General features: G+C 75.8%; 21 protein-coding genes. 11 read left to right on the top strand and 10 right to left on the bottom strand.

Features of this window, described 5'->3' with window-relative positions:
• From ACK586_RS04595 to ACK586_RS04585, 3 genes are all read left to right on the top strand, one after another.
• Entirely contained in the window at positions 1–156 is a 156-nt protein-coding gene (locus tag ACK586_RS04595; RefSeq protein WP_409329273.1) for a hypothetical protein, read from the top strand.
• Between the two features lie 82 nt (positions 157–238).
• Positions 239–1,804 (top strand): alpha/beta hydrolase, encoded by a 1,566-nt coding sequence (locus tag ACK586_RS04590; protein WP_409329272.1) that lies wholly within the window; start codon positions 239–241, stop codon positions 1,802–1,804.
• Positions 1,805–1,837: 33 nt separating this feature from the next.
• Complete coding sequence (locus ACK586_RS04585; RefSeq protein WP_409329271.1) at positions 1,838–2,905, top strand: DNA polymerase domain-containing protein; 1,068 nt, start codon at positions 1,838–1,840, stop codon at positions 2,903–2,905.
• A 103-nt stretch (positions 2,906–3,008) separates the two neighbouring features.
• On the opposite strand, the gene ACK586_RS04580 is transcribed toward ACK586_RS04585, so the two are convergent.
• Positions 3,009–3,206 (bottom strand): hypothetical protein, encoded by a 198-nt coding sequence (locus ACK586_RS04580; RefSeq protein ID WP_409329270.1) that lies wholly within the window; start codon positions 3,204–3,206, stop codon positions 3,009–3,011.
• Between the two features lie 146 nt (positions 3,207–3,352).
• The gene (locus ACK586_RS04575; protein WP_409329269.1) at positions 3,353–3,946 is read right to left on the bottom strand and encodes a TetR/AcrR family transcriptional regulator; all 594 of its coding nucleotides are present in this window, start codon (positions 3,944–3,946) and stop codon (positions 3,353–3,355) included.
• Positions 3,947–4,048: 102 nt separating this feature from the next.
• On the opposite strand from ACK586_RS04575, the gene ACK586_RS04570 reads away from it, so the two are divergent.
• The 5 genes from ACK586_RS04570 to ACK586_RS04550 are packed head-to-tail and all read left to right on the top strand — an operon-like array spanning position 4,049 to position 9,141.
• Complete coding sequence (locus tag ACK586_RS04570) at positions 4,049–5,248, top strand: cytochrome P450 (RefSeq protein ID WP_409329268.1); 1,200 nt, start codon at positions 4,049–4,051, stop codon at positions 5,246–5,248.
• Positions 5,245–5,964, top strand: a complete 720-nt coding sequence (locus ACK586_RS04565) for an MBL fold metallo-hydrolase (RefSeq protein WP_409329267.1) — start codon at positions 5,245–5,247, stop codon at positions 5,962–5,964. Before ACK586_RS04570 ends, ACK586_RS04565 begins: the two co-directional genes overlap by 4 nt.
• On the top strand, positions 5,940–6,221 hold the full coding sequence (locus ACK586_RS04560) for a hypothetical protein (RefSeq protein WP_409329266.1): 282 nt from the start codon (positions 5,940–5,942) through the stop codon (positions 6,219–6,221). Before ACK586_RS04565 ends, ACK586_RS04560 begins: the two co-directional genes overlap by 25 nt.
• Positions 6,218–7,198, top strand: a complete 981-nt coding sequence (locus tag ACK586_RS04555) for a fumarylacetoacetate hydrolase family protein (protein ID WP_409329265.1) — start codon at positions 6,218–6,220, stop codon at positions 7,196–7,198. The genes ACK586_RS04560 and ACK586_RS04555 overlap by 4 nt, the downstream gene beginning before the upstream one ends.
• Positions 7,195–9,141 carry an acetoacetate--CoA ligase gene (locus ACK586_RS04550; protein WP_409329264.1) on the top strand — a complete coding sequence of 649 codons (1,947 nt, stop codon included), beginning with the start codon at positions 7,195–7,197 and terminating at the stop codon, positions 9,139–9,141. The genes ACK586_RS04555 and ACK586_RS04550 overlap by 4 nt, the downstream gene beginning before the upstream one ends.
• A 19-nt stretch (positions 9,142–9,160) precedes the next feature.
• Here ACK586_RS04550 and ACK586_RS04545 read toward each other — a convergent pair whose 3' ends face one another.
• The 8 genes from ACK586_RS04545 to ACK586_RS04510 form a co-directional block, all read right to left on the bottom strand.
• On the bottom strand, positions 9,161–10,351 hold the full coding sequence (locus ACK586_RS04545) for a glycerate kinase (protein ID WP_409329263.1): 1,191 nt from the start codon (positions 10,349–10,351) through the stop codon (positions 9,161–9,163).
• Between the two features lie 123 nt (positions 10,352–10,474).
• Positions 10,475–11,335, bottom strand: a complete 861-nt coding sequence (locus ACK586_RS04540) for an amidohydrolase family protein (protein WP_409329262.1) — start codon at positions 11,333–11,335, stop codon at positions 10,475–10,477.
• 22 nt (positions 11,336–11,357) lie between these two features.
• Entirely contained in the window at positions 11,358–12,038 is a 681-nt protein-coding gene (locus tag ACK586_RS04535) for a maleylpyruvate isomerase family mycothiol-dependent enzyme (protein WP_409329261.1), read from the bottom strand.
• An 8-nt stretch (positions 12,039–12,046) separates the two neighbouring features.
• Positions 12,047–12,880, bottom strand: coding sequence for a fumarylacetoacetate hydrolase family protein (locus tag ACK586_RS04530; RefSeq protein ID WP_409329260.1), 834 nt, complete (start codon positions 12,878–12,880; stop codon positions 12,047–12,049).
• Positions 12,880–13,983: a cupin domain-containing protein gene (locus ACK586_RS04525; protein ID WP_409329259.1), complete on the bottom strand. Its 1,104-nt coding sequence runs from the start codon at positions 13,981–13,983 to the stop codon at positions 12,880–12,882. Before ACK586_RS04525 ends, ACK586_RS04530 begins: the two co-directional genes overlap by 1 nt.
• A 35-nt stretch (positions 13,984–14,018) precedes the next feature.
• Positions 14,019–15,695 (bottom strand): (2,3-dihydroxybenzoyl)adenylate synthase, encoded by a 1,677-nt coding sequence (locus tag ACK586_RS04520; protein WP_409329258.1) that lies wholly within the window; start codon positions 15,693–15,695, stop codon positions 14,019–14,021.
• Position 15,696: 1 nt separating this feature from the next.
• Positions 15,697–17,733: an acetate--CoA ligase family protein gene (locus ACK586_RS04515; RefSeq protein ID WP_409329257.1), complete on the bottom strand. Its 2,037-nt coding sequence runs from the start codon at positions 17,731–17,733 to the stop codon at positions 15,697–15,699.
• Entirely contained in the window at positions 17,730–19,337 is a 1,608-nt protein-coding gene (locus ACK586_RS04510; protein WP_409329256.1) for an FAD-dependent monooxygenase, read from the bottom strand. The genes ACK586_RS04515 and ACK586_RS04510 overlap by 4 nt, the downstream gene beginning before the upstream one ends.
• 78 nt (positions 19,338–19,415) lie before the next feature.
• Between ACK586_RS04510 and ACK586_RS04505 the strand changes: the two genes are divergently transcribed.
• The 3 genes from ACK586_RS04505 to ACK586_RS04495 all read left to right on the top strand — a co-directional run bounded on the left by ACK586_RS04505 (position 19,416) and on the right by ACK586_RS04495 (position 21,663).
• Positions 19,416–20,225 carry a PaaX family transcriptional regulator gene (locus tag ACK586_RS04505; RefSeq protein ID WP_409329255.1) on the top strand — a complete coding sequence of 270 codons (810 nt, stop codon included), beginning with the start codon at positions 19,416–19,418 and terminating at the stop codon, positions 20,223–20,225.
• A gap of 56 nt (positions 20,226–20,281) precedes the next feature.
• The gene (locus ACK586_RS04500) at positions 20,282–21,013 is read left to right on the top strand and encodes an alpha/beta fold hydrolase (RefSeq protein ID WP_409329254.1); all 732 of its coding nucleotides are present in this window, start codon (positions 20,282–20,284) and stop codon (positions 21,011–21,013) included.
• A gap of 95 nt (positions 21,014–21,108) precedes the next feature.
• Complete coding sequence (locus tag ACK586_RS04495) at positions 21,109–21,663, top strand: DUF6158 family protein (protein WP_409329253.1); 555 nt, start codon at positions 21,109–21,111, stop codon at positions 21,661–21,663.
• Positions 21,664–21,671 lie beyond the last annotated feature (8 nt).

The raw sequence follows: 21,671 nt of genomic DNA, 5'->3' as shown, positions 1-21,671 counted from the left end.
GTGTACTCGTGGATCTGGGGGCGGCTGCCCGGCGGCACCGGCAGCAAGGCGTTCCTGGCGCTGCTGCTCGTGCTCGCGGTCAGCGCGCTGCTGCTGTTCGTCGTCTTCCCGCGGGTCGAGCACCTGCTGCCGTTCACCGACGTCACCGTCGATTGACCCGCCGGCCTGCCTGCAGGGGCCCGTCGCGAGCCTGCGAGGGATGGGGGGCAGGCAGGTCCTTCATCTACGCTGGTTGATCATGCGAGCCTCCCGCGGTCTGCTGGCCGCCGCGTCCGGCCTGCTCCTCGCCGTCACCGGCTGCACGTCGTCCGGGAACGGCGACGACGCCGACAGCACCGCCGCCGCCGAGACGACGACGGCGGCGCCGACGACGCCGGCGACCGACGTCGAGCCGATCGAGCTGCAGGACTGCACCGACGAGATCCTCGGCCTCGGCGTGGCCAACCCGCGGTCGCTGGCCTACGAGTGCGGCTACCTCGACGTGCCGATCTCCTACGAGGAGGCCGACAGCGAGACGCTGCCCATGTTCGTGCTCCGTGCGCGCTTCCCCGGCCAGACCGATCGCATCGGCTCGCTGGTGGTCAACCCCGGCGGGCCCGGCGGCTCCGGGGCCGACGCGGCGCTCAGCCTGTCGCAGACCCTGCCCGAGGACGTGCTCGGCCGCTTCGACCTCATCGGTTTCGACCCGCGCGGCGTCGGGCTGACCACGCCGGTCGAGTGCTTCACCGACGAGCAGAAGGACCAGTTCTTCTCCGACGAGCCGCGGCCGGTGCAGCCGGAGCAGCTGGACGCCGTGCTGGGCCTCTACGACGAGATCGCGGCGTCCTGCGCCGAGCAGTACGGCGACGCGCTGGGTGCCTTCAACACCGTGGACACCGCCCGGGACATGGACCGGCTGCGGGCTGCGCTCGGCGACGAGCAGCTGACCTTCCTCGGCTACTCCTACGGCACCACGCTGGGCTCCACCTACGCCGAGCTGTTCCCCGAGCAGGTGCGCGCCCTGGTCCTCGACGCCGCCGTGGACCCCACCGCCGACGCGCAGGCCAACGCGGAAGCCGGCGCCGCGGGCCTGGAGGCCGGGTTCGACGCCTTCGCCGCCAGCTGCACGGGTCTGATCTCCGGCTGCCCGGTCAGCGACGACCCGCGGCAGTACGTGAACGACCTGCTCGGGGAGGCGGCCGCGGCACCGATCCCCAGCAGCGTGCCGGGCGAGACGCGGCAGGCGACGCCGGGCATCGTGATGACCGCCGTCACCGCGGCGATGTACGACCCGGCGTCGTGGCCGCAGCTGTCCCAGTCGCTGCGCGCCGCCCGTGACGGGGACGCCGCCGGGCTGTTCTCGCTGGCCGACAGCTACAGCCAGCGGCGGGCCGACGGCAGCTACGCCAACCTGTTCGACGCGAACCTGGCGATCAACTGCGCGGACACCCCCGAGGACGTGACGTTCAGCCGGGACGACATCGCGGCGCTGGCCGCCGACTGGGGCGCCCGCTTCCCGCTGTTCGGCGCCGACTCCGCGGCCGCGCTGTACCTGTGCAGCGTGTGGGAGGCCCCGCGCACCCCGCTGCCGGAGCGGGACGCCGAGGGCAGCGAGCCGATCGTGGTGATCGGCAACGCCGGCGACCCGATCACCCCGATCCAGGGCTCGGTCGACATGGCCGAGACCCTCGACTCCGGCGTCCTGGTCACCTGGGAGGGGCAGGGGCACACCGCCTACCCGCGAACCGAATGCGTGACAGGGGCGGTCAACGCCTACCTGATCGACCTGGCCGTCCCGCAGGATGGGCTGACGTGCCCGGCCTGACGCCGGGGCGCTGACCTCGACGGAAGGGCGTTCATGGCCTCCAGCAAGGACGCCGTCGTCCTCCAGGTGGACGGGCGCGAGGTGCGCGTCTCGAACCCGGAGAAGCCGTACTTCGCCGAGCAGGGCATCCGCAAGATCGACGTCGTCACCTACTTCCTCAGCGTCGGCGACGGCATCCTGTCCGCCCTGCGGGACCGGCCGACGACGCTGGAGCGCTGGCCGGGCGGGGTGTTCGAGGGGGCGCGGCTGTCGACCCGGATGGACAACACCGGCGACGCCTTCTACCAGAAGCGGGTGCCCAAGAACGCCCCCGACTGGGTGCCGACCGCGCACATCACCTTCCCCAGCGGGCGGACGGCGGACGAGATCGCGCCCGACTCCGTGGCCGTGGTCGCCTGGTGCGCCAACCTCGGCACGCTGACGTTCCACCCGTGGCCGGTCGGCAAGGACGACGTCGAGTCGCCGAACCAGATCCGCATCGACCTCGACCCGCAGCCGGGCACCGACTTCTCCGACGCCGTGTGGGTCGCCCCCCACGTGCGCGAACTGCTCGCGGAGTTCGGCATGCAGGGCTGGCCGAAGACCTCGGGCGGCCGCGGCGTGCACATCTACGTGCCGATCCAGCCGCGGTGGACCTTCACCGAGGTCCGCCGGGCGGTCATCGCGTTCGGCCGGGAGCTGGAACGCCGCCTCCCCGACCGGGTCACGATATCGTGGTGGAAGGAGGAGCGCGGCGAGAAGATCTTCATCGACTACAACCAGATGGCCCGGGACCGCACGATCGCCTCGGCCTACTCAATCCGGCCCAAGCCGCACGCCCCGGTGTCGGCGCCGCTGGACTGGGACGAGCTGCCCGACGTCCACCCGGCCGACTTCACCGTGCTGACCATGCCGGAGCGGTTCGCCGCGGTCGGTGACAAGCACGCCGGGCTGGCCGACCACGCGTTCGGCATCGAGCCGCTGCTGGAGCTGGCGGAGCGGCAGGCCGCCGACCAGGGGCTCGGTGACATGCCTTATCCCCCGGACTACCCGAAGATGCCGGGCGAACCGATGCGGGTCCAGCCGAGCCGCGCCAGGAAGCCCGCCGCCGACGAGGCGTGAGGGCGACGGGCGCACGGCGCTGGTTCGCCCACTGACGTGCTTCCGTGGCGAGCCGGCTCGAGGACGTGCTGCCGTCGACAACCTGCGGGACGGCGGTCCGGTGTCACAACGGAACGCGGGAGCCTGCGTTCCATCTGTCGAGGATCCTGTCGATCCGCGACCGGCACTCCGCGACCTCCCTGCGCGCCGCGGACGTGTCCTTGCGACGCTGAGCAGCCGTGGCCGCCGCCAGGTCGCGGCGAGCCAGGCTGAACTCCGCCAGCAGGAGATCCGGGGCGACGTCGGCAGTGACCGCGCTCATGACCCCGTTTCGTCCTCGTCGCCGCGCACGGATGCGTCCGCACCGTCCAGGCGGCGGTCAACGGACGGACCCCGCGCGCCCGCCGCGTCCTGCGACGCCCGGAGCCGCCGTCGACGACCGCACCGGCGCCGATCAGGCTGGGAAATCTACTGCCGGACGCGGACGGCGGAGAGGACGAGCTCGATCGACGCGTCCGCCTGGGCTCGCAGGGTGACGCTCGGGTCGGTGGTGCGGACCCAGCGGAAGACCGCGCCCATGTACGCGTCGCTGAGGGTCCGGGAGACGACGTCGACATCGACCGATGCGTCGACCTGGCCGGCAGCCTGGCCGGCGCGGAGCAGCGGTGCCAGGTCGGCCAGCAGCTGCGACTCGTACTGGATGGGTCCGTTCGCCGAAGTCCAGCCGAGCATCATCTGCCGGGAGATCTCGGACTCGGCCTCGACGAGCTCGCTGATCGTCCAGAAGTACGCGCGGACCCGCTCCGGAGCGGTGTACTCGCCTGCCGTGGCATCCGCGGCCACCGCGACGTCGGCCAGCCGACGGGTCCAGAGCATGGGGATGTCGCTCTTGCGCGGGAAGTGGTTGAACGCCGTCCGCCGCGAGGTGCCGGCGCGCTCGGCGATGTCGGCCATCGTCGTCTCGTCGTAGCCGCGCTCCACGAACAGAGCCGCGGCCGCCTCGTAGAGCTGGTCTCGCGTGGCGGCGGCACGGGGACCGTCGAAGGCCTTGGGGCTCGCCACCGCGCTCCTTCTCGAACAGCTCCTTGGCGGACTTGCACCTGAGTACAACTCTGTGGCCCTCGTCACTTGCACCGGAGTGCAACTCCACGCTGGGGAGAACCGATGACCACGATAACGACCACGCCGGCCCGGTCCCTGGACCCGTACCGCCCCGAGGTCCTGGACGACCCGTACCCGCTGTACGCCCGGCTCCGCGCGGCCGGTCCCGTCGTGCACGAGCCCGACCGGGACATCTGGCTCGTCGCCGGGTACGCCGACGGCGCGGCGGTGCTGCGCAACCACAGGGACTTCGTGTCGGGCGACGGGGTCACCTACAGCGCGCCGACCCGCGACGTGCGCTACCCGCTGCTCGAGAGCGACCCGCCCGAGCACAACCGGATCCGCCGTGCGGTGCAGCCGGCGTTCGGCAAGTCGCCGGTCGAGCAGCTGCGCCCGGGGGTCGAAGCCGCTGCCGTCGAGATCGCCGGACGGGTCGCCGAGCTCGGAGAGTTCGACGCGGTGCAGGTGGTGGCGCAGCCGATGCCCGACCGGGCGATGGAGCTGCTGACGGGGCTCACCCCGCCGAGCGTGCAGACCCTGGTCGACTGGAGCGACGCCGTCGTGCGGGCGGAGGAACCGGCCGGGACGGCCCGGCACGCCGAACTGCTCGCCGAGGCGCTGGGCTGGCTGATCAGCGACGGCGTCCCCGGCATGCCGGCGCACTGCCTCGGCCGGCTCCTCGTGGACGAGGGCGGCGCGAACGGGGGCCTGGCCGCCGAGGGACCCGAGCGGCTGATGACGCTCGCATCCATCTGGATGGCCGGCATCGACTCCACCGGCGCGCTGCTCGGCAACGCGATCGACGCCTTCGTCGAGCACCCGGACCAGTGGGAGCTCCTGCGGAGCCGCCCCGACCTGATCCCCAACGCCGTCGACGAGCTGCTGCGCTTCGAGGCGCCGTTCCGGATCTTCTACCGCCGCACCCGCGCGCAGGCCGAGATCGGCGGGATCCCGGTGCCGGCCGGCGCCGCGGTCGGCGTGGTCCTGGGCGCGACCGGCCGCGACGAGCGGCAGTTCCCCGATCCCGACCGGCTCGACGTGACGCGCGGGAACGCCCGCAGCCATCTCGCCTTCGGCGCCTCGGTGCACCTGTGCCTCGGCGCGCCGCTGGCCCGGCTCGAGGTCACCTCCGTGCTGTCCGAGCTGGCCCGCCGGGTGGAGCGGTTCGAGCGCGCCGGTGACGCGGTGCGCCACCCGAGCGGCACGATGCGCGAGTTCGCGTCGCTGCCGGTCCGCGCGGTCCTCGCCGAGGTGCCCCGGTGACCGGCTACGCGCACGGCGTGCACGACCTCGGGCACGGCTGCACAGCCTGGCTGCTGCCCCCCGGCGGCTGGGGGCAGAGCAACTCCGGACTGGTGCGCGGCGCCGGGCAGTCGCTGCTGGTCGACACGCATCTGGACGTCGCCCACACCGCCGAGATGCTCGACGGCACCGCGTCCCTGCGCGCCGACCACCCCGTCCGGTCCGTGGTCAACACCCACGCCGACGGCGACCACTGGTTCGGCAACCAGCTGGTCGCCGGTCCCGAGGTGGAGATCGTCGCCTCGGAGGCCGCCGCCGCGTCGATGACCCAGGCGACGGTCGAGGAGCTGTCCTCGCTGTGGCAGCTCGAGGGCGCGGTCGGCGACTACGTCCGGCGGTACGCCGGCCGGTTCGACCCCTCGGGGATCACCGCGGCACCACCGACCCGCACCTTCGCCGGCGAGCTGGAGCTCGACGTCGGCGGACGACCGGTGCGGCTGCTCCAGGTGGGCCCGGCCCACACCCCCGGGGACGTCCTGGTGCACGTGCCCGACGCCGGCGTCGTCTTCACCGGGGACATCCTGTTCATCGGCAGCGCTCCCCTCGTGTGGCAGGGACCGGTCTCCCGGTGCATCGCCGCCTGCGACGCCGTCCTGGACCTCGAGCCGGACACCGTCTGCCGGGCCACGGACCGGTCACCGACCGGCGAGGCGTGCTGGACGTCCGCGACTACCTGACCCACGTCCTCACCGAGGCCACGCGCTGCTTCGAGGCCGGTCTGGACGTCGACGAGGCCGTCGCGGCGATCGACCTCGGCCGGTTCGCCGGGCTGGGGGAGCCGGAACGGATCACCGTCAACGTCGGCAACGTCTACGAGGAGCTGGACCCGGGGCGTCCCCGGGCGGACCGGCTCGACCAGTTCGGCCGGATGGCCGACCTGTGCGCGCGGAGTGCGGCGCCGGTCGCCGGCGGCAGAGGAGCGGCAGGGGCATGAGGATCGCCCGCATCGACACCGCCTCCGGTCCCCGCACGGCGGTCGTCGACGGGGACGACGTCCAGCCCCTGTCCCCCACGACCGGCGTCCTGGACCTGCTCGCGGCGTCCCCGGACGAGCGGACCGCGCTGGTCGCCGGGGCGAGGGAGGGCCGGCCCCTCCCCCTGTCCGAGGTGCGGCTGCTCGCACCGGTGCACCCACCCACGCTGCGCGACTACATCACCTTCGAGGAGCACCTGCAGGGCAGCCTCGCGGCCCTCGGGATGCCGGTGCACCCGAACTGGTACGAGCAGCCGGTCTTCTACTTCTCCAACACCAACGCGGTCATCGGCCCCGACACCCCCGTCGCCGTCCCGCCTGGCTGCGCGCTGCTGGACCTCGAGGTCGAGCTCGCCGCCATCATCGGCCGGCCCGGCCGGGACCTCACCCCGGAGCAGGCGGGCGAGCACATCGCGGGGTACACCCTGTTCAACGACTGGTCCGCACGCGACCTGATGACCCCGGTCGTCCCGATCGGGCTGGGACCGGTGAAGGGCAAGGACTTCGCCAACAGCCTGGGACCGTGGATCGTCACGGCCGACGAGCTGGCCCCGTTTCGGCGCGACGACCGGCTGGTCCTGGAGATGCACGGCGAGGTCAACGGCGTCCCGCTGCCCGGCGGCGGCGACACCCTGGCCAACATGGCGTGGTCGTTCGAGGAGATCGTGGCCTACGCCTCCCGCGGCGCCGAGCTCCGGCCCGGCGACGCGCTCGCCTCCGGGACCTGCGGAGCCGGCTGCCTGCTGGAGTACTGGGGCCGGACGGGGTCCGAGCAGCCGCCGCCGCTGCGGCCCGGGGACGTCGTGACCCTCGTCGTCGAGGGGATCGGCTCGCTGTCCAACCCGGTCGTCGCGGGGGTCGAGCCCGTCCCGCTGCCGCGCGCCCGGGCCGCGCGCAACCCCCGGCCCCGCCCGTGGGGGCCGCGGGGCACGTCGTGACCGGCGACCCCGCGGTCTGGACACCGCAGCCGGACGCGGCCGCCGACGCGGAGATCACCCGGTTCGCGCGGACCGCCGCTGCGCACGGCGGGCCGCCACCCGACGCCGGCTACGACGCCCTCTGGCGCTGGTCGGTGACCGAGCCGGCGGCGTTCTGGACCGCCGTGGCCGACCACGTCGGGATGGTGTGGGACGTCGCGCCCGACGCCGTCACCGACGGGGCGCCGATGCCGCACACGCGGTGGTTCCCGGGCGGCCGGATCAACTACACCGGCCAGGTGTTCCGTACGCCCCGCAGCGGCGCCGCCGTCGTCGGGCACGACGAGACCGGTGCGAGCCGGGTGCTGACGTGGCCCGAGCTCGAGCAGCAGGTGGCCGGGCTCGCCGCCACCCTCACCGCACTGGGGGTCGGCGCAGGGGACCGGGTGGCGGGCTACCTGCCCGACCGCCCCGAGGCGGTCGTCGCGTTCCTCGCGGCGGCCAGCCTCGGCGCGGTGTGGGCCGGCTGCGGCAGCGACCTCCGCGCCGACGCCGCGCTCGCCCGGCTCGCGCAGCTCGCCCCGACCGTGCTCGTCGCCGGCTCCGGTCACCACCACCGCGGGACGTGGGTGGACCGCAGGGACGACGTCGTCCGGCTGCAGGCGGGCCTGCCGGACCTGCGGGCCACCGTGCTCGTCGGGGACGACCCTCCCCGCGGCGGCGCCACCGTTCCCTGGGTCGACGCCGTCTCGACGGGCGCCCGGCACGTCGAGGCGCGGCCGTTGCCGGCCGACCACCCGCTCTGGGTCCTGTTCACCTCGGGCACCACCGGCCCGCCGAAGGGCATCGTCCACGGCCACGCCGGCGTGGTCGTGGAGCACCTCAAGACCCTCGCGCTGCACCTCGACCTCGGACCCGGCGACCAGTTCTTCTGGTACACGACGCTGAACTGGATGATGTGGCAGCTCCGCGTCGGTGGGCTGCTGCGCGGCGCCACGGTCCACTGCTTCGACGGCGCCCCCGGCGTCCCCGCCCTCTGGCAGGTCGCCGAGCGCGGTCGGGTCACCCACCTCGGGCTCGCTCCCGGCTACCTGGCGGCCACCCGCGACGCGGGCGTGCACCCCGCGGCCCAGTGGGACCTCGGCGCCCTCCGGGTGGTCGGGTGCACGGGTTCGGTGCTCACGGCCCCGCTGCACCGCTGGGCGGCCGGCGCGCTGCCCGGCGTCCTGGTCGGGAGCACGACCGGCGGCACCGACGTGGTGAGCGGCTTCGCCGGCTCGGTCCCGACCGTGCCCGTCCGCGCCGGCGAGATCGCCGTGCGCTGCCTCGGCGTCGACGTGCAGGCCTGGTCCCCGGCCGGCGAGTCGCTCGTCGACGAGGTGGGCGAGCTGGTGGTCACCACGCCGATGCCCTCGATGCCCCTCGGCTTCTGGAACGACCCCGACGGCGCGCGCTACCGGGCGGCGTACTTCGACCACTTCGCCGCCGTCCCCGCCGTGTGGCGGCACGGCGACTGGGTCACGGTCACCGGCCGCAGTTCGGTGGTCGTGCACGGCCGATCCGACGCCACCTTGAACCGGCACGGCATCCGGATGGGCAGCGCCGACATCTGCCAGGCCGCCGAGAGCCTCCCCCAGGTCCGGGAGGCGATGGTCGTCGGCGTCGAGGAGGACGACGGCGGCTACTGGATGCCCCTGTTCGTCGCGCTCGACGACGGGCTCGAGCTCGACGACGTCCTCCGCACGGCGATCCTCGCCGCCGTGCGCGAGCAGGTGTCGCCACGCCACGTCCCGGATGAGGTCGTCCAGGCGCCCGCCATCCCCCACACCTTGACCGGCAAGAAGCTCGAGGTCCCGGTCAAGAGCCTGCTCAGCGGCCGGGTCGCCGTCGACCGGCATGCCGTCGACCGGCCCGAGCTCCTCGACTTCCACCGCGATGTCGGCGCCCGACGCCGCGGAGAGTGACACCGGCCCCGGCGGCCGCTCAGTCGGGAGCGCCCGGTCCCGGTCGAGCGGACCGCCACTGCCCGACCGCCCGGCGGGTGCAGCGGCGCAGCAGGGGGCCGGCGTCGCGCAGGGTGTCCTCCCCCGGGAAGGCGGTGACCAGGTCCTCGAGCACGTCGAACGACCGCGCCACCGCCGGGTCGCCGCGCTCGGCCCGCCCGGCGACCGCGATCACCGGGACGCCCGCCGCGCGGGCGACGTCGGCGACGGCCTTCGGCCCCTTGCCCGCGACCGTCGAGGCATCGATGGCGCCCTCCCCCGTGAGGACGAGGTGCGCCGCCGCGACGACCCGCCGCAGGCCGACCAGGTCCAGCAGCAGGGTGGCCCCGGACGTGATCTCGGCGCCGCAGAGCGCCACCAGCGCGGCCGCCAGGCCGCCCGCGGCGCCGGCTCCGGGCAGCGCCGAGACGTCCCGCCCGGTGGCGGCGGCGAGCACGCCGGCCCACGCGCGGAGCCCCTGCTCCAGCCGCCGGACCTCGGCGGGGCCGGCTCCCTTCTGCGGTGCGAACACCGCGGCCGCGCCCTGCGGCCCCAGCAGCGGTGCCGTCACGTCGCACGCCGCGACCACGCGCATCCCCCGCAGCGCGTCCTGCTCGCGCCGGTCGGCCAGGCGGGCGACGGTCGCGAGCCCTCCCCCTCCCGGGGCGGCCTGCCGGCCCGCGGCGTCCAGGGGCACGAATCCCAGGGCGCGGGCGAGCCCGGCGCCGCCGTCGGTCGTGGCCGAGCCGCCGAGCCCGACGACGGCCGTCCGCACGTCCAGGCGGGCGGCCGCCAGCAGCAGCTCCCCCACCCCCTCGGTGCTGGCGTCCAGCGCGGTGGCGGGCCCGGGGGACGCGATCAGGGCGAGGCCGCACGCCTGCGCACTCTCCACGTAGGCCGTCGACCCGAGGACGGCGATCCGGGCGTCGACCGGCCGGCCCAGTGGCCCGGGAACCCGCACCGGCACGGGGGTGGCTCCCGCGTGCAGCAGGACGTCGAGCGTCCCCTCGCCGCCGTCGGCGACGGGCAGCACGTCGACGGCCGCGTCCGGCACCTCGTCGCGGACGCCGGCGGCCATGGCCTGCGCCGCCTCCGCCGCGGTGAGGCTCCCCCGGTACTTGTCGGGGGCCACGACCACCCGCAGGCCGCCCGACGCCGGCCGGGAGGCCGCGACGACCGTCTCCTCGCCCATGCGTCCTCGTTCCTCTCCGCCCCGAGCGGTCCGCCGGGAGCAGGCGGTGCGCCGGCAGGTGCTCCTGGCGACCGACCTGGTCCTCCGGGCGCCGCCGTGGCTACGGGACCCGCCGGTGCCCGGTCAGGCCGGGTCCAGCCCCGAGTAGACGCGCAGGGCGTTGCCGCCGAGGACCAGCGGGACGACGTCCTCCGGGAGGCCCAGCGAGGCGATCGCCCGGGCGTTCGCGGCCTGGCCGGGGACGCCGGGCCAGTCGGTGCCGTAGATCCACTTGCGGGCCAGCCGCCCCAGGTCGAACTTCGCGTAGTACTCCGGCAGCCGCTTCGGCGGGAGGCCCGACAGCTCGATCCAGACGTTCGGGCGGGACACCGCGAGGAAGGCCGCGGCGTCGTACCACCAGCCGCGGCCGCCGTGGGCGAGCACGACGTGCAGGTCGGGGAAGTCGCGGATCACCGCGTCGAGCAGCTGCGGATCGGCGTAGGCGTTCGTGGAGCCGGGGAAGGTGCTGGTCCCGCAGTGCACGACCAGCGGCACGCCCCGCTCGACCAGCACCGCGTACGCCGGGTACATGGCCGCGTCGTCGGCCCGGAAGCCGCCGTGCACGGGGTGGATCTTCAGCGCCGCGGCACCGAGGTCCAGCTGCCGGCCGAGCTCGCGGGCGATCGGGAAGTGCAGGTGCGGGTTGACGTTGGCCACCGGCCGGAACCGCCGCGGGTTCGCCTCGACCAGCGGCAGCAGGTCGTCGAAGCGCTGGTAGCCGGTGGCCTTCGGGCTGTACTCGCAGAACAGCAGGGCGACGTCGACGCCCTGCTCCCCCATGTGCCGGTCCAGCGCCGCCGGGTCCGGGGTGCCGTCGGGCAGCCAGATCTCCTCGAGGATGCCGCTGGGGCCGAACTGCCGCGCCCAGTCGACCCACGCCGGGGCGAGGGTGTCCAGGCGCGGGACGTGGACGTGCGCGTCGACCAGCACGTGTCCGTCGAGCATGCGTGCTCCCCGTTCCTCTCGCTCAGACCCACCGCGGCAGCGCCGGCAGCGGCCCGTCGGCGCGCAGGCCCTGCCCCGCCGTCCGCCCCGACACCCAGCCGGCGACGTCGGGCAGGGAGCCGGCCACCGCCGGCTCCCCGCTCCCCCACTCGCGGCCGTCGGCGAACAGGGTGAGCGCCGGGGTGTCGCCGCGCCGGTCCCAGGCGGCGAAGACCTCGTCGACCACGTCGGTCAGCACCTCGGCGGGGACGTCGGCGAAGGAGACCCCGGCGTCGAGGTCGACGGCGTGCACCCACACCTCCCGGGCGCGCATCCCCAGCACCTCGGACGCGGGCACGGTCCGGCCCTGGGCGGTCCGCACCTGCGCGGCCCACGCCTGCTCGGGCAGGCCGGCCACCGCCTCGGCCAGCCGCCGGGTCGAGGTGAGCACCTCGGCCTCGAGCGCGGCCGGATCGAGCGCCGCCCGGCGGGCGATCTCGGCGTTGCGCGCCTCGGGCGAGGCGTACATCGGCGTCTCGACGCCGGTGCGGGCCCAGGCCAGCAGGTTGACCAGCGCGTCGGCGTTGCCGGCCAGGTGCCCGAGCACGTGCGCGCGCGACCAGTCCGGCAGCAGCGAGGGGCCGGCGTAGTCGGCCGGCACCAGCCGGCCCAGCGCCGTGCCCAGCGTGCGTTCGCCGTCGGCCCAGAGCTCGCGGGCGCTCACCGCGCCGCTCACTTCTCCGCGCCCTTCTCCGCGCGGCAGGTGTTGCGGCACTCCCCCAGGCCGGCGACGGCCGTGGTCAGCACCGATCCCTCGGCGAGGTAGCGCGGCGGCTTGCGGGCGTGGCCGACGCCGCCGGGGGTGCCCAGCGCGATGACGTCACCCGGCCGCAGGGTCATGATCGTGGAGACGTAGGCGATCGTGGCGGCGGCCCCGAACACCAGGTCGGCGGTGTTGGCCGACTGCACGACCTCCCCGTCGACCGCGCAGGTGAGGTCCAGCCCCTCCCCCGCCTCGTCGGGCGTGACCAGCTCGGGCCCGAAGGGCGTCGTCGCCTCGAAGGTCTTGCCCTGCAGCCACTGCAGCGTCCGGTACTGCCAGTCCCGGGCGGTGACGTCGTTGAGCACGGAGTAGCCGGCGATCGCGGCCGCCGCGGTGGCCTCGTCGGCGTGCCGCACCGTGTCGCCCAGGACGACGGCGAGCTCGCCCTCCCAGTCCACGGCCTGCGACGCCTCCGGCAGGACCACGTCGTCGTACGCGCCGATCAGCGCCTCGGCGTACTTGGCGAACAGGGTCGGGAACTCCGGGGTCTCCCGGCCCATCTCGGCGATGTGCGCGCCGTAGTTGATCCCGACGCAGATGATCTTGCCCGGCCGCGGGACGACCGGCGCGAGGTCCAGCCCGGCGCGGTCGTGGGCCGGCCCGTCGGCGGCCTCGGCGAGCGCCCGCCAGCCCGGCTGCGCCAGCAGCTCGCCGACGTCGGCCTGGCCGGTCTCGACGGCGCGGTCGGCGTCGACGCGGACGGCGCGGGTGCCCGTCGCGGTGCGGATGGTGGCCAGGCGCATCAGGAGCTCGTTTCCGTGCGGAGGAGGAAGAGCTTCTCGAACACGGGTGCGTCGGAGAAGGTGAACAGGTCGAGGTCGGAGCCGGCGGACAGGGAGAACTCGGTCCACGACGGCACGGCGATCACGTCGCCGTGCTCGAGGGCGGTCGAGGTGCCGTCGAGGGTCACGGTGCCCCCGCCGGAGAACACCTGCCAGACCGAGGAGGCGGTGGTCCGGGTGCGCCGGGTGGTCGTGCCGGCGGCCAGCCGGTGCATCTCGGTCCGCATCGTGGTCAGCGCGTCGCCGCCGGTGGTCGGGTTGGTGAAGCGCACCGCGGCGTGACCGGGCTCGACCACCGCGCCCGGCACCCCCTCGGCGGCGAGCTCCAGCTGCCCGGTCAGCGCGGCATCGGTGTGCGCCCAGCGGTAGGCCATGAGCGGGGACTGCGGCTGGGGTCCGGCGGCCGCGACCGGGGTCAGGCCCGGACCGCCCCACAGCCGCTCGGAGTTCGACCGCTCCGGCGTCCGCCGGTCGCGGACCTCGTCCGGGCCGAACTCGAAGAACCCCTGGTCGGTCTGGGCCACCAGCGGGATGTCCAGCCCGTCGAGCCAGGCCATCGGGGTGTCGGAGACGTTCTGGTGCCCGTGGAAGCGCCAGCCGGGGGTGAGCAGCAGGTCCCCGCGCCGCATGGCGACCGGGTCGCCGTCGACGACGGTCCACACGCCCTCGCCCTCCAGCACGAACCGGAAGGCCGACTGCGAGTGCCGGTGCTCCGGGGCGTTCTCCCGCGGGGCCAGGTACTGGATGGCCGCCCACAGCGTGGGGGTCGTGTACGGGTCGCCGGGCAGGCCCGGGTTGCCCAGGCTGATCGCCCGGCGCTCGCCGCCGCGGCCGACCGGCACCAGCTCGGCGCTGCGCGCCGCCAGCGGGTACAGCTCCGCCCAGCGCCACAGGTGCGGCACCGCCCTGGGCGCCGGCACGTGCGGCATGAGATCGGCACGGGTGGTCCACAGCGGGGTCATGCCCACCGCGGCGAAGTCGCGGTAGAGCTCGGCCAGCCGGGCCTGGTGCTCCGGGCTGTCGAAGTCCACGGCGGGGGGCGGGACGCTGCTCGTGGCGGTCATGCTGCACTCCTCTCGGCGCGGGCGGATGGCGGGGATCAGGTCGCGGTCGTGCGCGCGGCGAGGTCCTCGCGCAGCGCCTTCTTGTCGATCTTCCCGACCTTGGTGGTGGCCAGCTCGGCGACCACCTCCAGCCGGTCGGGCCACTTGAAGCGGGCCACGCCCGCGTCGGCGAAGGCGGCGCGCACGTCGTCCAGGCTCAGCCGCGCTCCCGGCTCGAGGACGGCGTAGACGCAGACCCGCTCCCCCAGCTCCGGGTCGGGCATCGCGACCGCGGCCACCTGCGCGACGGCCGGCAGCGTGTAGACGACGTTCTCGACCTCCTCCGCGCTGATCTTCTCGCCGCCGCGGTTGATCATGTCCTTGTCGCGGCCCTCGACGACGAGGTTGCCGTCGGGCCGCCGGCGGACGACGTCGCCGCTGCGGTACCAGCCGTCGGGGGTGAACGCGCGGGCGTTCTGCTCCGGCGCCCGGTAGTAGCCGCGCGGGGTGTACGGCCCGCGGGTCAGCAGCGCCCCCGGGACGCCGTCGGGCAGGTCGCGGTCGTCCTCGTCCACGATCCGCACCTCGTCGCCGGAGCTCATCGGCCGGCCCTGCGTCGCGCAGACGACCTCCTCCGGGTCGTCCAGGCGGGTGTAGTTCAGCAGCCCCTCGGCCATGCCGAACACCTGCTGCAGGGTTGCGCCGAGCACCGGGCGCACCCGCCGGGCGACCTCGTCGGCCAGCCGGGCGCCGCCGACCTGCAGCACCCGCAGCGACGCGACCTCCCCGGCGCCGGCCTCGGCGGCGTGCGCGAGCCAGCGCTGCGCCACCGCCGGCACCGCCGCCGTCACCGTCACGCCCTCGGCGGCGATGGTCGCGAAGGCCCGCTCCGGCTCGGGCGAGGGGAGCATGACGACCCGGCCGCCGGCCAGCAGCGCGCCGAGGATGCCCGGGCAGGCCAGCGGGAAGTTGTGCGAGGCCGGCAGCGCGACGAGGTAGACCGTGTCGCGGCCGAAGCCGCACACCGCCGCGCTCTGCCGGGCGTTGTAGGAGTAGTCGTCGTGGGTCCGGGCGATGAGCTTGGGCAGCCCCGTCGTCCCCCCGGAGAGCAGGAAGACCGCCACCGAGCGGCTGTCCGGCGGGTCGGCGTCCCAGCGCGCCCGCTCGGCCGCGGCGTCGTCCGGGGCCGCGCACAGCGCGGTCAGGTCGGTGCCGCCCGGGCGGACCTCCTCGCCGACCACGAGCACGTGCCGCAGGGTGTCCGACCCGGCGACCAGCTCGCCGGCCATGGCCTGGTGGTCGAAGCCGCGCAGCGTCGCCGGCACGGCGATCGCGGCGGCCTCGCTGTGCGCGGCCAGGTACGCCAGCTCGTGCTCCCGGTGGGCGGGCAGGGCCATGACCGGCACGATCCCGGCCCGCAGGCAGGCCAGGGTCAGGACGACGAACTGCCAGCAGTTGGGCAGCTGGACGACGACCCGGTCCCCGCGGCGCAGGCCGAGGTCGTCGACCAGCCCGGAGGCCAGGGCGTCGGCGCGGGCGCCGAGCTCGGCGGAGGTCAGCCGGACCCCGCCGTCGACGAGCGCCACCTCGTCGGGCCGGGTGTCGGCGACCTCGTACAGGTCCGCGCCGAGCGACCGGCCGCGCCACCACCCGCGGGCGGTGTACTCGCGGGCCAGCTCCTCCGGCCAAGGCACGGTGCCCTCGGCGACGGGTGTGGCGGTGGTGGACTCCATGTCAGCGGACCTCCTCCACGAGCGTGACGACGGCGTCGAGGGCGAGCAACCCGGCGGCGGTCACCCGCAGCGGGTTGATCTCGACCGCGCCGACCTCCGGGTGCGCGGCCAGCAGGTCGCCGAGGGCGGCCAGCACGGCACCGAGGGCGGCCCGGTCGGCGACCGGTCCCCCGCGGAAGCCGTCGAGCAGCGCGCGCCCGGCGAGCTCGCCGGCCAGGGCGCCGGCCGCGGCCGGGTCCAGCGGGGCGGGGGCGACGGCGACGTCGGCCAGCGCCTCGGCCACGACGCCGCCCAGGCCCAGCAGGACCGTGGGGCCGAACACCGGGTCGCGGGTGGCCCCGGCGATCAGGTCGACCCCGGGCGGGGCCATCGACTCGAGGAGGAACCGGGTCGCTCCCGCGGCCTCCAGCGCGTCGAGCGCCGCGTCGAGGGCGGCGGGATCGCCGACGCCGAGCACCACGCCGCCGACCTCGGTCTTGTGCGTCACCGCGGCGTCGAGCAGCTTCACCGCCACCGGCCGGGGCAGCTCGGCCAGCGCCGCGTGCGCCGCGGCGCGGTCGGCGCAGGCGCGCCGCGGCGGGCACGGCACGCCCAGGCCGGCCAGCAGCGTCTTCGCCTCGTCCTCGTCGAGGTCCCCGGTCAGCGGGGCGGCGACCGGCGGCACCGCGACGGGCCGGTGCCCGAGCGCGCGGGCCCGGGCGTCGTCCACCAGGGCGGTCACCGCGGTGGTGAGCGCGGCGGGGCTGGTGAGCGCGGGGACGCCGAGCTCGCGCAGCGCGCGGCGCTGCGGCTCCACCTGCTCCGGCGGTCCGCCGAGGCCGACCACCAGCGGACCGGCCGCCGCGGCGCGCACCGCGGCCGGCAGGTCCAGGGCGTCGGGCTCGGCGAGGGCGTAGGCGCTGACCAGGTCGACCGCGGGGTCGCCGGCGACGGCGGAGAGCACGTCGGCGAACGCCGGCCCCGGCCGGCCGGTGTCGACCGGGTTGGCCTGGTAGGTGAGCGGCGGGAGCAGCTCGGCGAGGCGGTCGCGGGTGGCGCCGGCCAGCGGCGGGACGGCGACGCCGCGCCCGCGCAGCCCGTCGACGTGCAGCAGCCCCGGCCCGGCCTGCGCGGTGACCACCCCGACCCCCGGCTCCGCCGCCGGCTCCAGCCGCAGCGCCGACAGCGCGGTGACGGCGTCGACCAGCTGCCGCTCGTCGTCGACGAGCACCGCCCCGGCGGCGCGCAGCGCGGCGCGGGTGGTCCGCCACGAGGTGGCCAGCGCCCCGGTGTGCGAGCGGGCGAACTCGGCGACGTCGTTGCGGCCCACCACGAGCGCCACCACCGGCAGCCGCGCGGCGGCCGCCCGGACCGCGGCGACCAGCGCCGGCCCGTCGGTCACCGACTCCACGTGCAGCGCGACGGCGCGGGTGTCCGGGTCGGAGGCCAGGTGGGCCAGCACGTCGGCGGCGGTGACGTCGACGGCGTTGCCGAGGCCGACGGCGAGGGAGACGCCGATCCCGGCCTCGGCGAGCAGGAACGCCAGCGCGTGGTTGACCCCGCCGCTGGCCGCGACCACCGCCACCGGACCGGAGCGCACCGCGGCCGCGCCCGGCACGAAGGAGGCGGTGAGGCCCCGGCCGGGGGCGAGGAAGCCGGAGGTGTTCGGGCCGAGCAGCGCGACCCCGGCGTCGGCGGCCGCGGCGACCAGGTCGGCCTGGTACCCGATCCCGGGGCCGCCGGCCTCGGCGTAGCCGCCGGAGCAGACCAGCGCCGCCCGGGCACCACCGGCGGCGGCGTCGGCCAGCGCCCGGGCCGAGACGGCCGCGGGCACGCACAGCACGGCCAGGTCGACGGGGCCGGCGCCGGCGGACGCCTCGGCGACCGAGGCGTAGCGGCCCGCAGCGGGGTCGACGTCGCGGGCGTTCACCCCGGCGACCGTGCCCGGGAAGCCGGCCAGGGAGCGGGCCATGACGGCACCGAGCTTGGCCGGGTCGCGTGACGCGCCGACCACGGCGATGCCGCGCGGCGCGAACAGCGGCGCCAGCCGGCCGGTCACGGGGCGGCCACCAGGTCGGTGCGGCCGGAGAGGACGGCGGTCAGCCGGACGTCGGGGCCGGCCTCCTCGACCAGCAGCGAGGGCACCCGGTGCTCCAGGCGGGCGGCCTCGCACAGCAGCCGGCGGGTCAGCGCGGTGCCGCCCGACACCGCCACGAGCGCCGCACCGGCCGCCGTCCCGCGGGCCACCGCCTCCAGCGCCGGGGGCAGCCCGGCCTCCTCCTCCGGCGCGCGGACGGCCAGGCCCCAGGGCTCGCCCGTGCCCGGCGGGGCGTCCCGCAGCGGCAGGGCGCCGCCGGGCAGCGCCACCGCGCCGTCGCGCACCTGCACGACGCGGCCGGGTACCCGGCGGCCGGCGACGTCGAGCGGGCTGTCCAGCGGCGCGGCCCCGTGCTCGGCGGCCCAGGAGCGGTGCACCTCGTCGACGAAGCCGGCGTCGCGCCGGCGCAGCTTGGCGTCGGGCAGGCTGCGGGTGAAGAAGTGGTAGGCGAACTGCCAGGGGGGCATGGCGTCGTGGCTGCGCCCGAAGTGCTCCCACCAGGAGAGGCTGGGCCGCGCCGAGTCCTGGATGCGGGCCACCTGCGGCCGGCGCACAGCCTCGTAGGCGCCGAGCGCGGCGTCGACGTCGTCCCCGTGCTCGTCCAGCGCGGCGACGAGGGCGATCGCGTCCTCCATCGCCATCTTCGTGCCGGAGCCCACGGAGAAGTGCGCCGTGTGCGCGGCGTCGCCGAGCAGCGCGATGCCGGTGCCGCCGGCCCGGTGCGTCCAGCGCGCGGTGCGCAGCGTGCGGAAGTTCGACCACCGGGAGTTGTTCACCAGCAGCTCGGCGCCGTCGATCTGCGGGGCGAACAGCTCCTGCAGGTACTCCTTCGTCCGCTCGTCGCTGGGCCCGGGCGGCTGGGTCACGTCGAACGCGTCGAGCCCCGCCGCGCGCCAGGAGGCCTCGTCGGTCTCCACGATGAACGTCGAGACGCCGTTGCCGATCGGGTAGCCGTGCACGGCGAAGACCCCGTGCGGCCCGCGCTCGTGCACGAACGTCAGCCCGTCGAACGGGTAGGTGGTGCCCAGCCAGATGAACTTGGCGGTCGCCGTCTCCACCGTGGCGCCGAAGACCTCGGGGAAGCGGTTGCGCAGCCGGGAGTTGGCGCCGTCGGCGGCGACCACCAGGTCGTAGCCGGCGGCCAGCAGCTCGTCGGGATCGGCCTCGGTGCTGAACCGGACGTCGACGCCGGCGCCGAGCGCCCGCTCCTGGAGCAGCCGCAGCAGGGTGCGCCGCTCGACGGCGGCCATGCCGTTGCCGCCGCAGGACAGCCGCTCGCCGTGCAGCCGCACCTCGATGGGGTCCCAGTGCACCCCGTGCTCGGTCAGCGCGGTCCGCAGCACCGGATCCGCGGCGTGGATCTCCGCCAGGGTGGCGTCGGAGAAGACCACCCCGAAGCCGAAGGTGTCCTCGGCCCGGTTGCGCTCGAAGACGGTGACCTCGCGGGTCGGGTCCGCGCTCCTGGCCAGCGCGGCGGCGAACAGCCCCCCGGGTCCACCGCCCAGCACCGCGATCCGCATCGCTCCCCCTCCGTCGTCCACCCGGCCGCCGGCGATGTGTGTCATCTGCTTGACGGGCGACTCGATGGTGGCACACATTAGGCTCGTCGCGACAGTGGCCCCGGCCGGAGGAGGCGCCCCGACGTGAGGCCCCGCTCGGTCGTGTTCGACCTCTTCGGCGACCACCTGCGCTACACCGGCGGCGCCGTCCGCATGCAGGCGCTCGGCGAGCTGCTCGGGGCCTTCGGGATCGGCGAGAGCACCGCGCGCGTGGTGCTCTCGCGGATGCGCCGGGAGGGCTGGTTCGCCACCCGACGGGAGGGCCGGCAGACCGTCTACGAGCTGACCGGGCAGAGCTGGCGACTGCTGGACGAGGGCAGGGACCGGATCTTCGAGCGCGGCTCCGAGCCCTGGGACGGCGAGTGGCGGATGGTGCTCTACACCGTCCCCGAGACCGAGCGCGCCGAGCGCGAGCACGTGCGCCGGTCGCTGTCCTGGCTGGGCTTCGGCCCCCTGGCTCCCTCGGTCTGGCTGAGCCCGCACCCCCGGCTGGCCGCGGCGGAGGAGGCCCTGGCGGGCACCTCGGCCGCGCGCGTGGAGCTGCTGACGGCACGCAGCGAGGGACGCGAGGCCGACCGGCGGATGGCCGCCCGCTGCTGGGACCTCGACGCCCTGGGCCGCGACTACGCCGAGCTGGTCGCCGAGCTGGAGCAGCTGCCCCCCGCCGCGGACCTGGCCGCGCTGCCCGGCCCCGAGGCGCTGCGCCGGCGGATCGGGCTGATCGCGGCCTACCGGCGCTTCCCCTTCCGCGACCCCGACCTGCCGGCCGAGCTCCTGCCCGAGAGCTGGCCCGGCGCCCGGGCGCACGCGCTGTTCCTCGCCGCGCACCAGGCGCTGGAGCTCCCGGCCGACCGGTACGTCCGCGAGGTGCTGGCCCGGCACGCACCCGACTGATCGCCCCACCCCGCGCCCGCCCGGGCGCGGTCGGCCCTCGACGAGGAGGAACGGACATGGCGGACTTCGTCCTGCAGCACGGCGCGTGGCACGGCGGCTGGTCCTGGCAACCGGTGGCCCGGCACCTGCGGGCGGCCGGTCACCGGGTGAGCACGGTGACCAGCCCGGGCCTGGCGGTGGACGACGACCCGCGCGGGGTGACGCTGGCCGACTGCGTCGACGCGCTGGTCGCCCACGTGGAGTCGACCGACCGCCGCGACGTCACGCTCGTGGGGCACAGCTGGGGCGGCTACGTCGTCGCCGGCGCCGCGCCCCGGCTGGCCGGGCGGCTGGCCGGTGTCGTGTTCTGGAGCGCCTTCGTGCCCGAGGCGGGGCGGTCGCTGTACGACGAGGTCCCGCCCCCCTACCAGGAGCTGTTCGCCTCGCTGGCGGCCGCCTCGGGCGACGACACCGTGGCGCTGCCGCTGGAGGTGTTCCAGCAGGGCTTCATGAACGACGCCGACCCGGCCACCGCCGCCGTCGTCCACTCCGTGCTGCGCCCGCAGCCCTACCGGACCTTCACCGACGAGCCGGTGGGTGGCAACGCCTACCGCGACCTGGGCGTGCCGCTGCACTACGTCTACTCGGACGAGGACGTCGCCCTGCCGCCCGGCGAGTTCGCCTGGACCCCGCGGTTCCCCGACCGCATCGGGGCCACGCCGGTCCTCGTGCCGGGCAGCCACGAGTCGGTGTTCACCCGGCCCGCCGAGCTGGCCGAGGGCATCCTGCGCACCGTCGCCGCCGGGTGACGTCGCGGGCGAGGTCCCCCGCGTCCCGCCCGGATGACAGCACGGCGACACCGCAGCACGATGAGACCTGGATCACACCGAGGGAGAGGAGTCCCATGAGCGATCGACCGGGCGTGCCCGCCCGCGAGCTGTCCGACGAGGAACTGGAGCGCCAGGGCGTGCACGCGCACGCCATGCGCCACTGGGTGTTCCTGCACGGCACCGCCGACCAGTTCCGCACCCACACCGAGCGGATGCTGGAACTGGAGCAGGAGTACCTGCGCCGGCACCCGCAGCGCACGTGGCAGGGCTCGGGTGGCGACGCCGACGCGCCGTCGCGCGACGACCGGATCCGGGACCTGGTGCAGACCTTCTCCCGGGCGGTCACCGCGCTGCTCGACGAGGAGCCGGCGCCGTCGCAACCGGCGCACCGCCGCGATCCCGAGGAGGCGCAGGCGGCGTTGCTGCAGCGCTTCGCGCAGGCCCCCGGCGGACGGATGCACAAGCTCGAGGCGCACCAGATCGCCCGCCAGCTCGCCCCCGACAACCACCTCGTGGCCCGGCTGTACCGGTCCGACCCGCCGTTGCTGCAGGCGGAGAAGGACACCCGCGTCATCACCGAGGCCGGCCGGGCGTGGCTGGCCGACCACCCCGCCGCGGCGGGGGTCTGACCGGCGCA

Origin of the sequence: Trujillonella humicola (genome assembly GCF_046233715.1) — a bacterium.
Taxonomy (GTDB): Bacteria; Actinomycetota; Actinomycetes; order Mycobacteriales; family Geodermatophilaceae; genus Trujillonella; species Trujillonella humicola.
The sequence above is the reverse complement of the archived record's forward strand: the minus strand, read 5'-3'. Positions and strand labels throughout refer to the sequence as shown.

What these genes read in the sequence shown, in the direction of transcription:
- ACK586_RS04590 (WP_409329272.1), top strand. Translation starts at nt 239, where the DNA reads ATGCGAGCCTCCCGCGGTCTGCTGGCCGCCGCGTCCGGCCTGCTCCTC.
- ACK586_RS04585 (WP_409329271.1), top strand. Translation starts at nt 1,838, where the DNA reads ATGGCCTCCAGCAAGGACGCCGTCGTCCTCCAGGTGGACGGGCGCGAG.
- ACK586_RS04580 (WP_409329270.1), bottom strand. Translation starts at nt 3,206, where the DNA reads ATGAGCGCGGTCACTGCCGACGTCGCCCCGGATCTCCTGCTGGCGGAG.
- ACK586_RS04570 (WP_409329268.1), top strand. Translation starts at nt 4,049, where the DNA reads ATGACCACGATAACGACCACGCCGGCCCGGTCCCTGGACCCGTACCGC.
- ACK586_RS04555 (WP_409329265.1), top strand. Translation starts at nt 6,218, where the DNA reads ATGAGGATCGCCCGCATCGACACCGCCTCCGGTCCCCGCACGGCGGTC.
- ACK586_RS04545 (WP_409329263.1), bottom strand. Translation starts at nt 10,351, where the DNA reads ATGGGCGAGGAGACGGTCGTCGCGGCCTCCCGGCCGGCGTCGGGCGGC.
- ACK586_RS04540 (WP_409329262.1), bottom strand. Translation starts at nt 11,335, where the DNA reads ATGCTCGACGGACACGTGCTGGTCGACGCGCACGTCCACGTCCCGCGC.
- ACK586_RS04530 (WP_409329260.1), bottom strand. Translation starts at nt 12,880, where the DNA reads ATGCGCCTGGCCACCATCCGCACCGCGACGGGCACCCGCGCCGTCCGC.
- ACK586_RS04525 (WP_409329259.1), bottom strand. Translation starts at nt 13,983, where the DNA reads ATGACCGCCACGAGCAGCGTCCCGCCCCCCGCCGTGGACTTCGACAGC.
- ACK586_RS04520 (WP_409329258.1), bottom strand. Translation starts at nt 15,695, where the DNA reads ATGGAGTCCACCACCGCCACACCCGTCGCCGAGGGCACCGTGCCTTGG.
- ACK586_RS04510 (WP_409329256.1), bottom strand. Translation starts at nt 19,337, where the DNA reads ATGACACACATCGCCGGCGGCCGGGTGGACGACGGAGGGGGAGCGATG.
- ACK586_RS04500 (WP_409329254.1), top strand. Translation starts at nt 20,282, where the DNA reads ATGGCGGACTTCGTCCTGCAGCACGGCGCGTGGCACGGCGGCTGGTCC.
- ACK586_RS04495 (WP_409329253.1), top strand. Translation starts at nt 21,109, where the DNA reads ATGAGCGATCGACCGGGCGTGCCCGCCCGCGAGCTGTCCGACGAGGAA.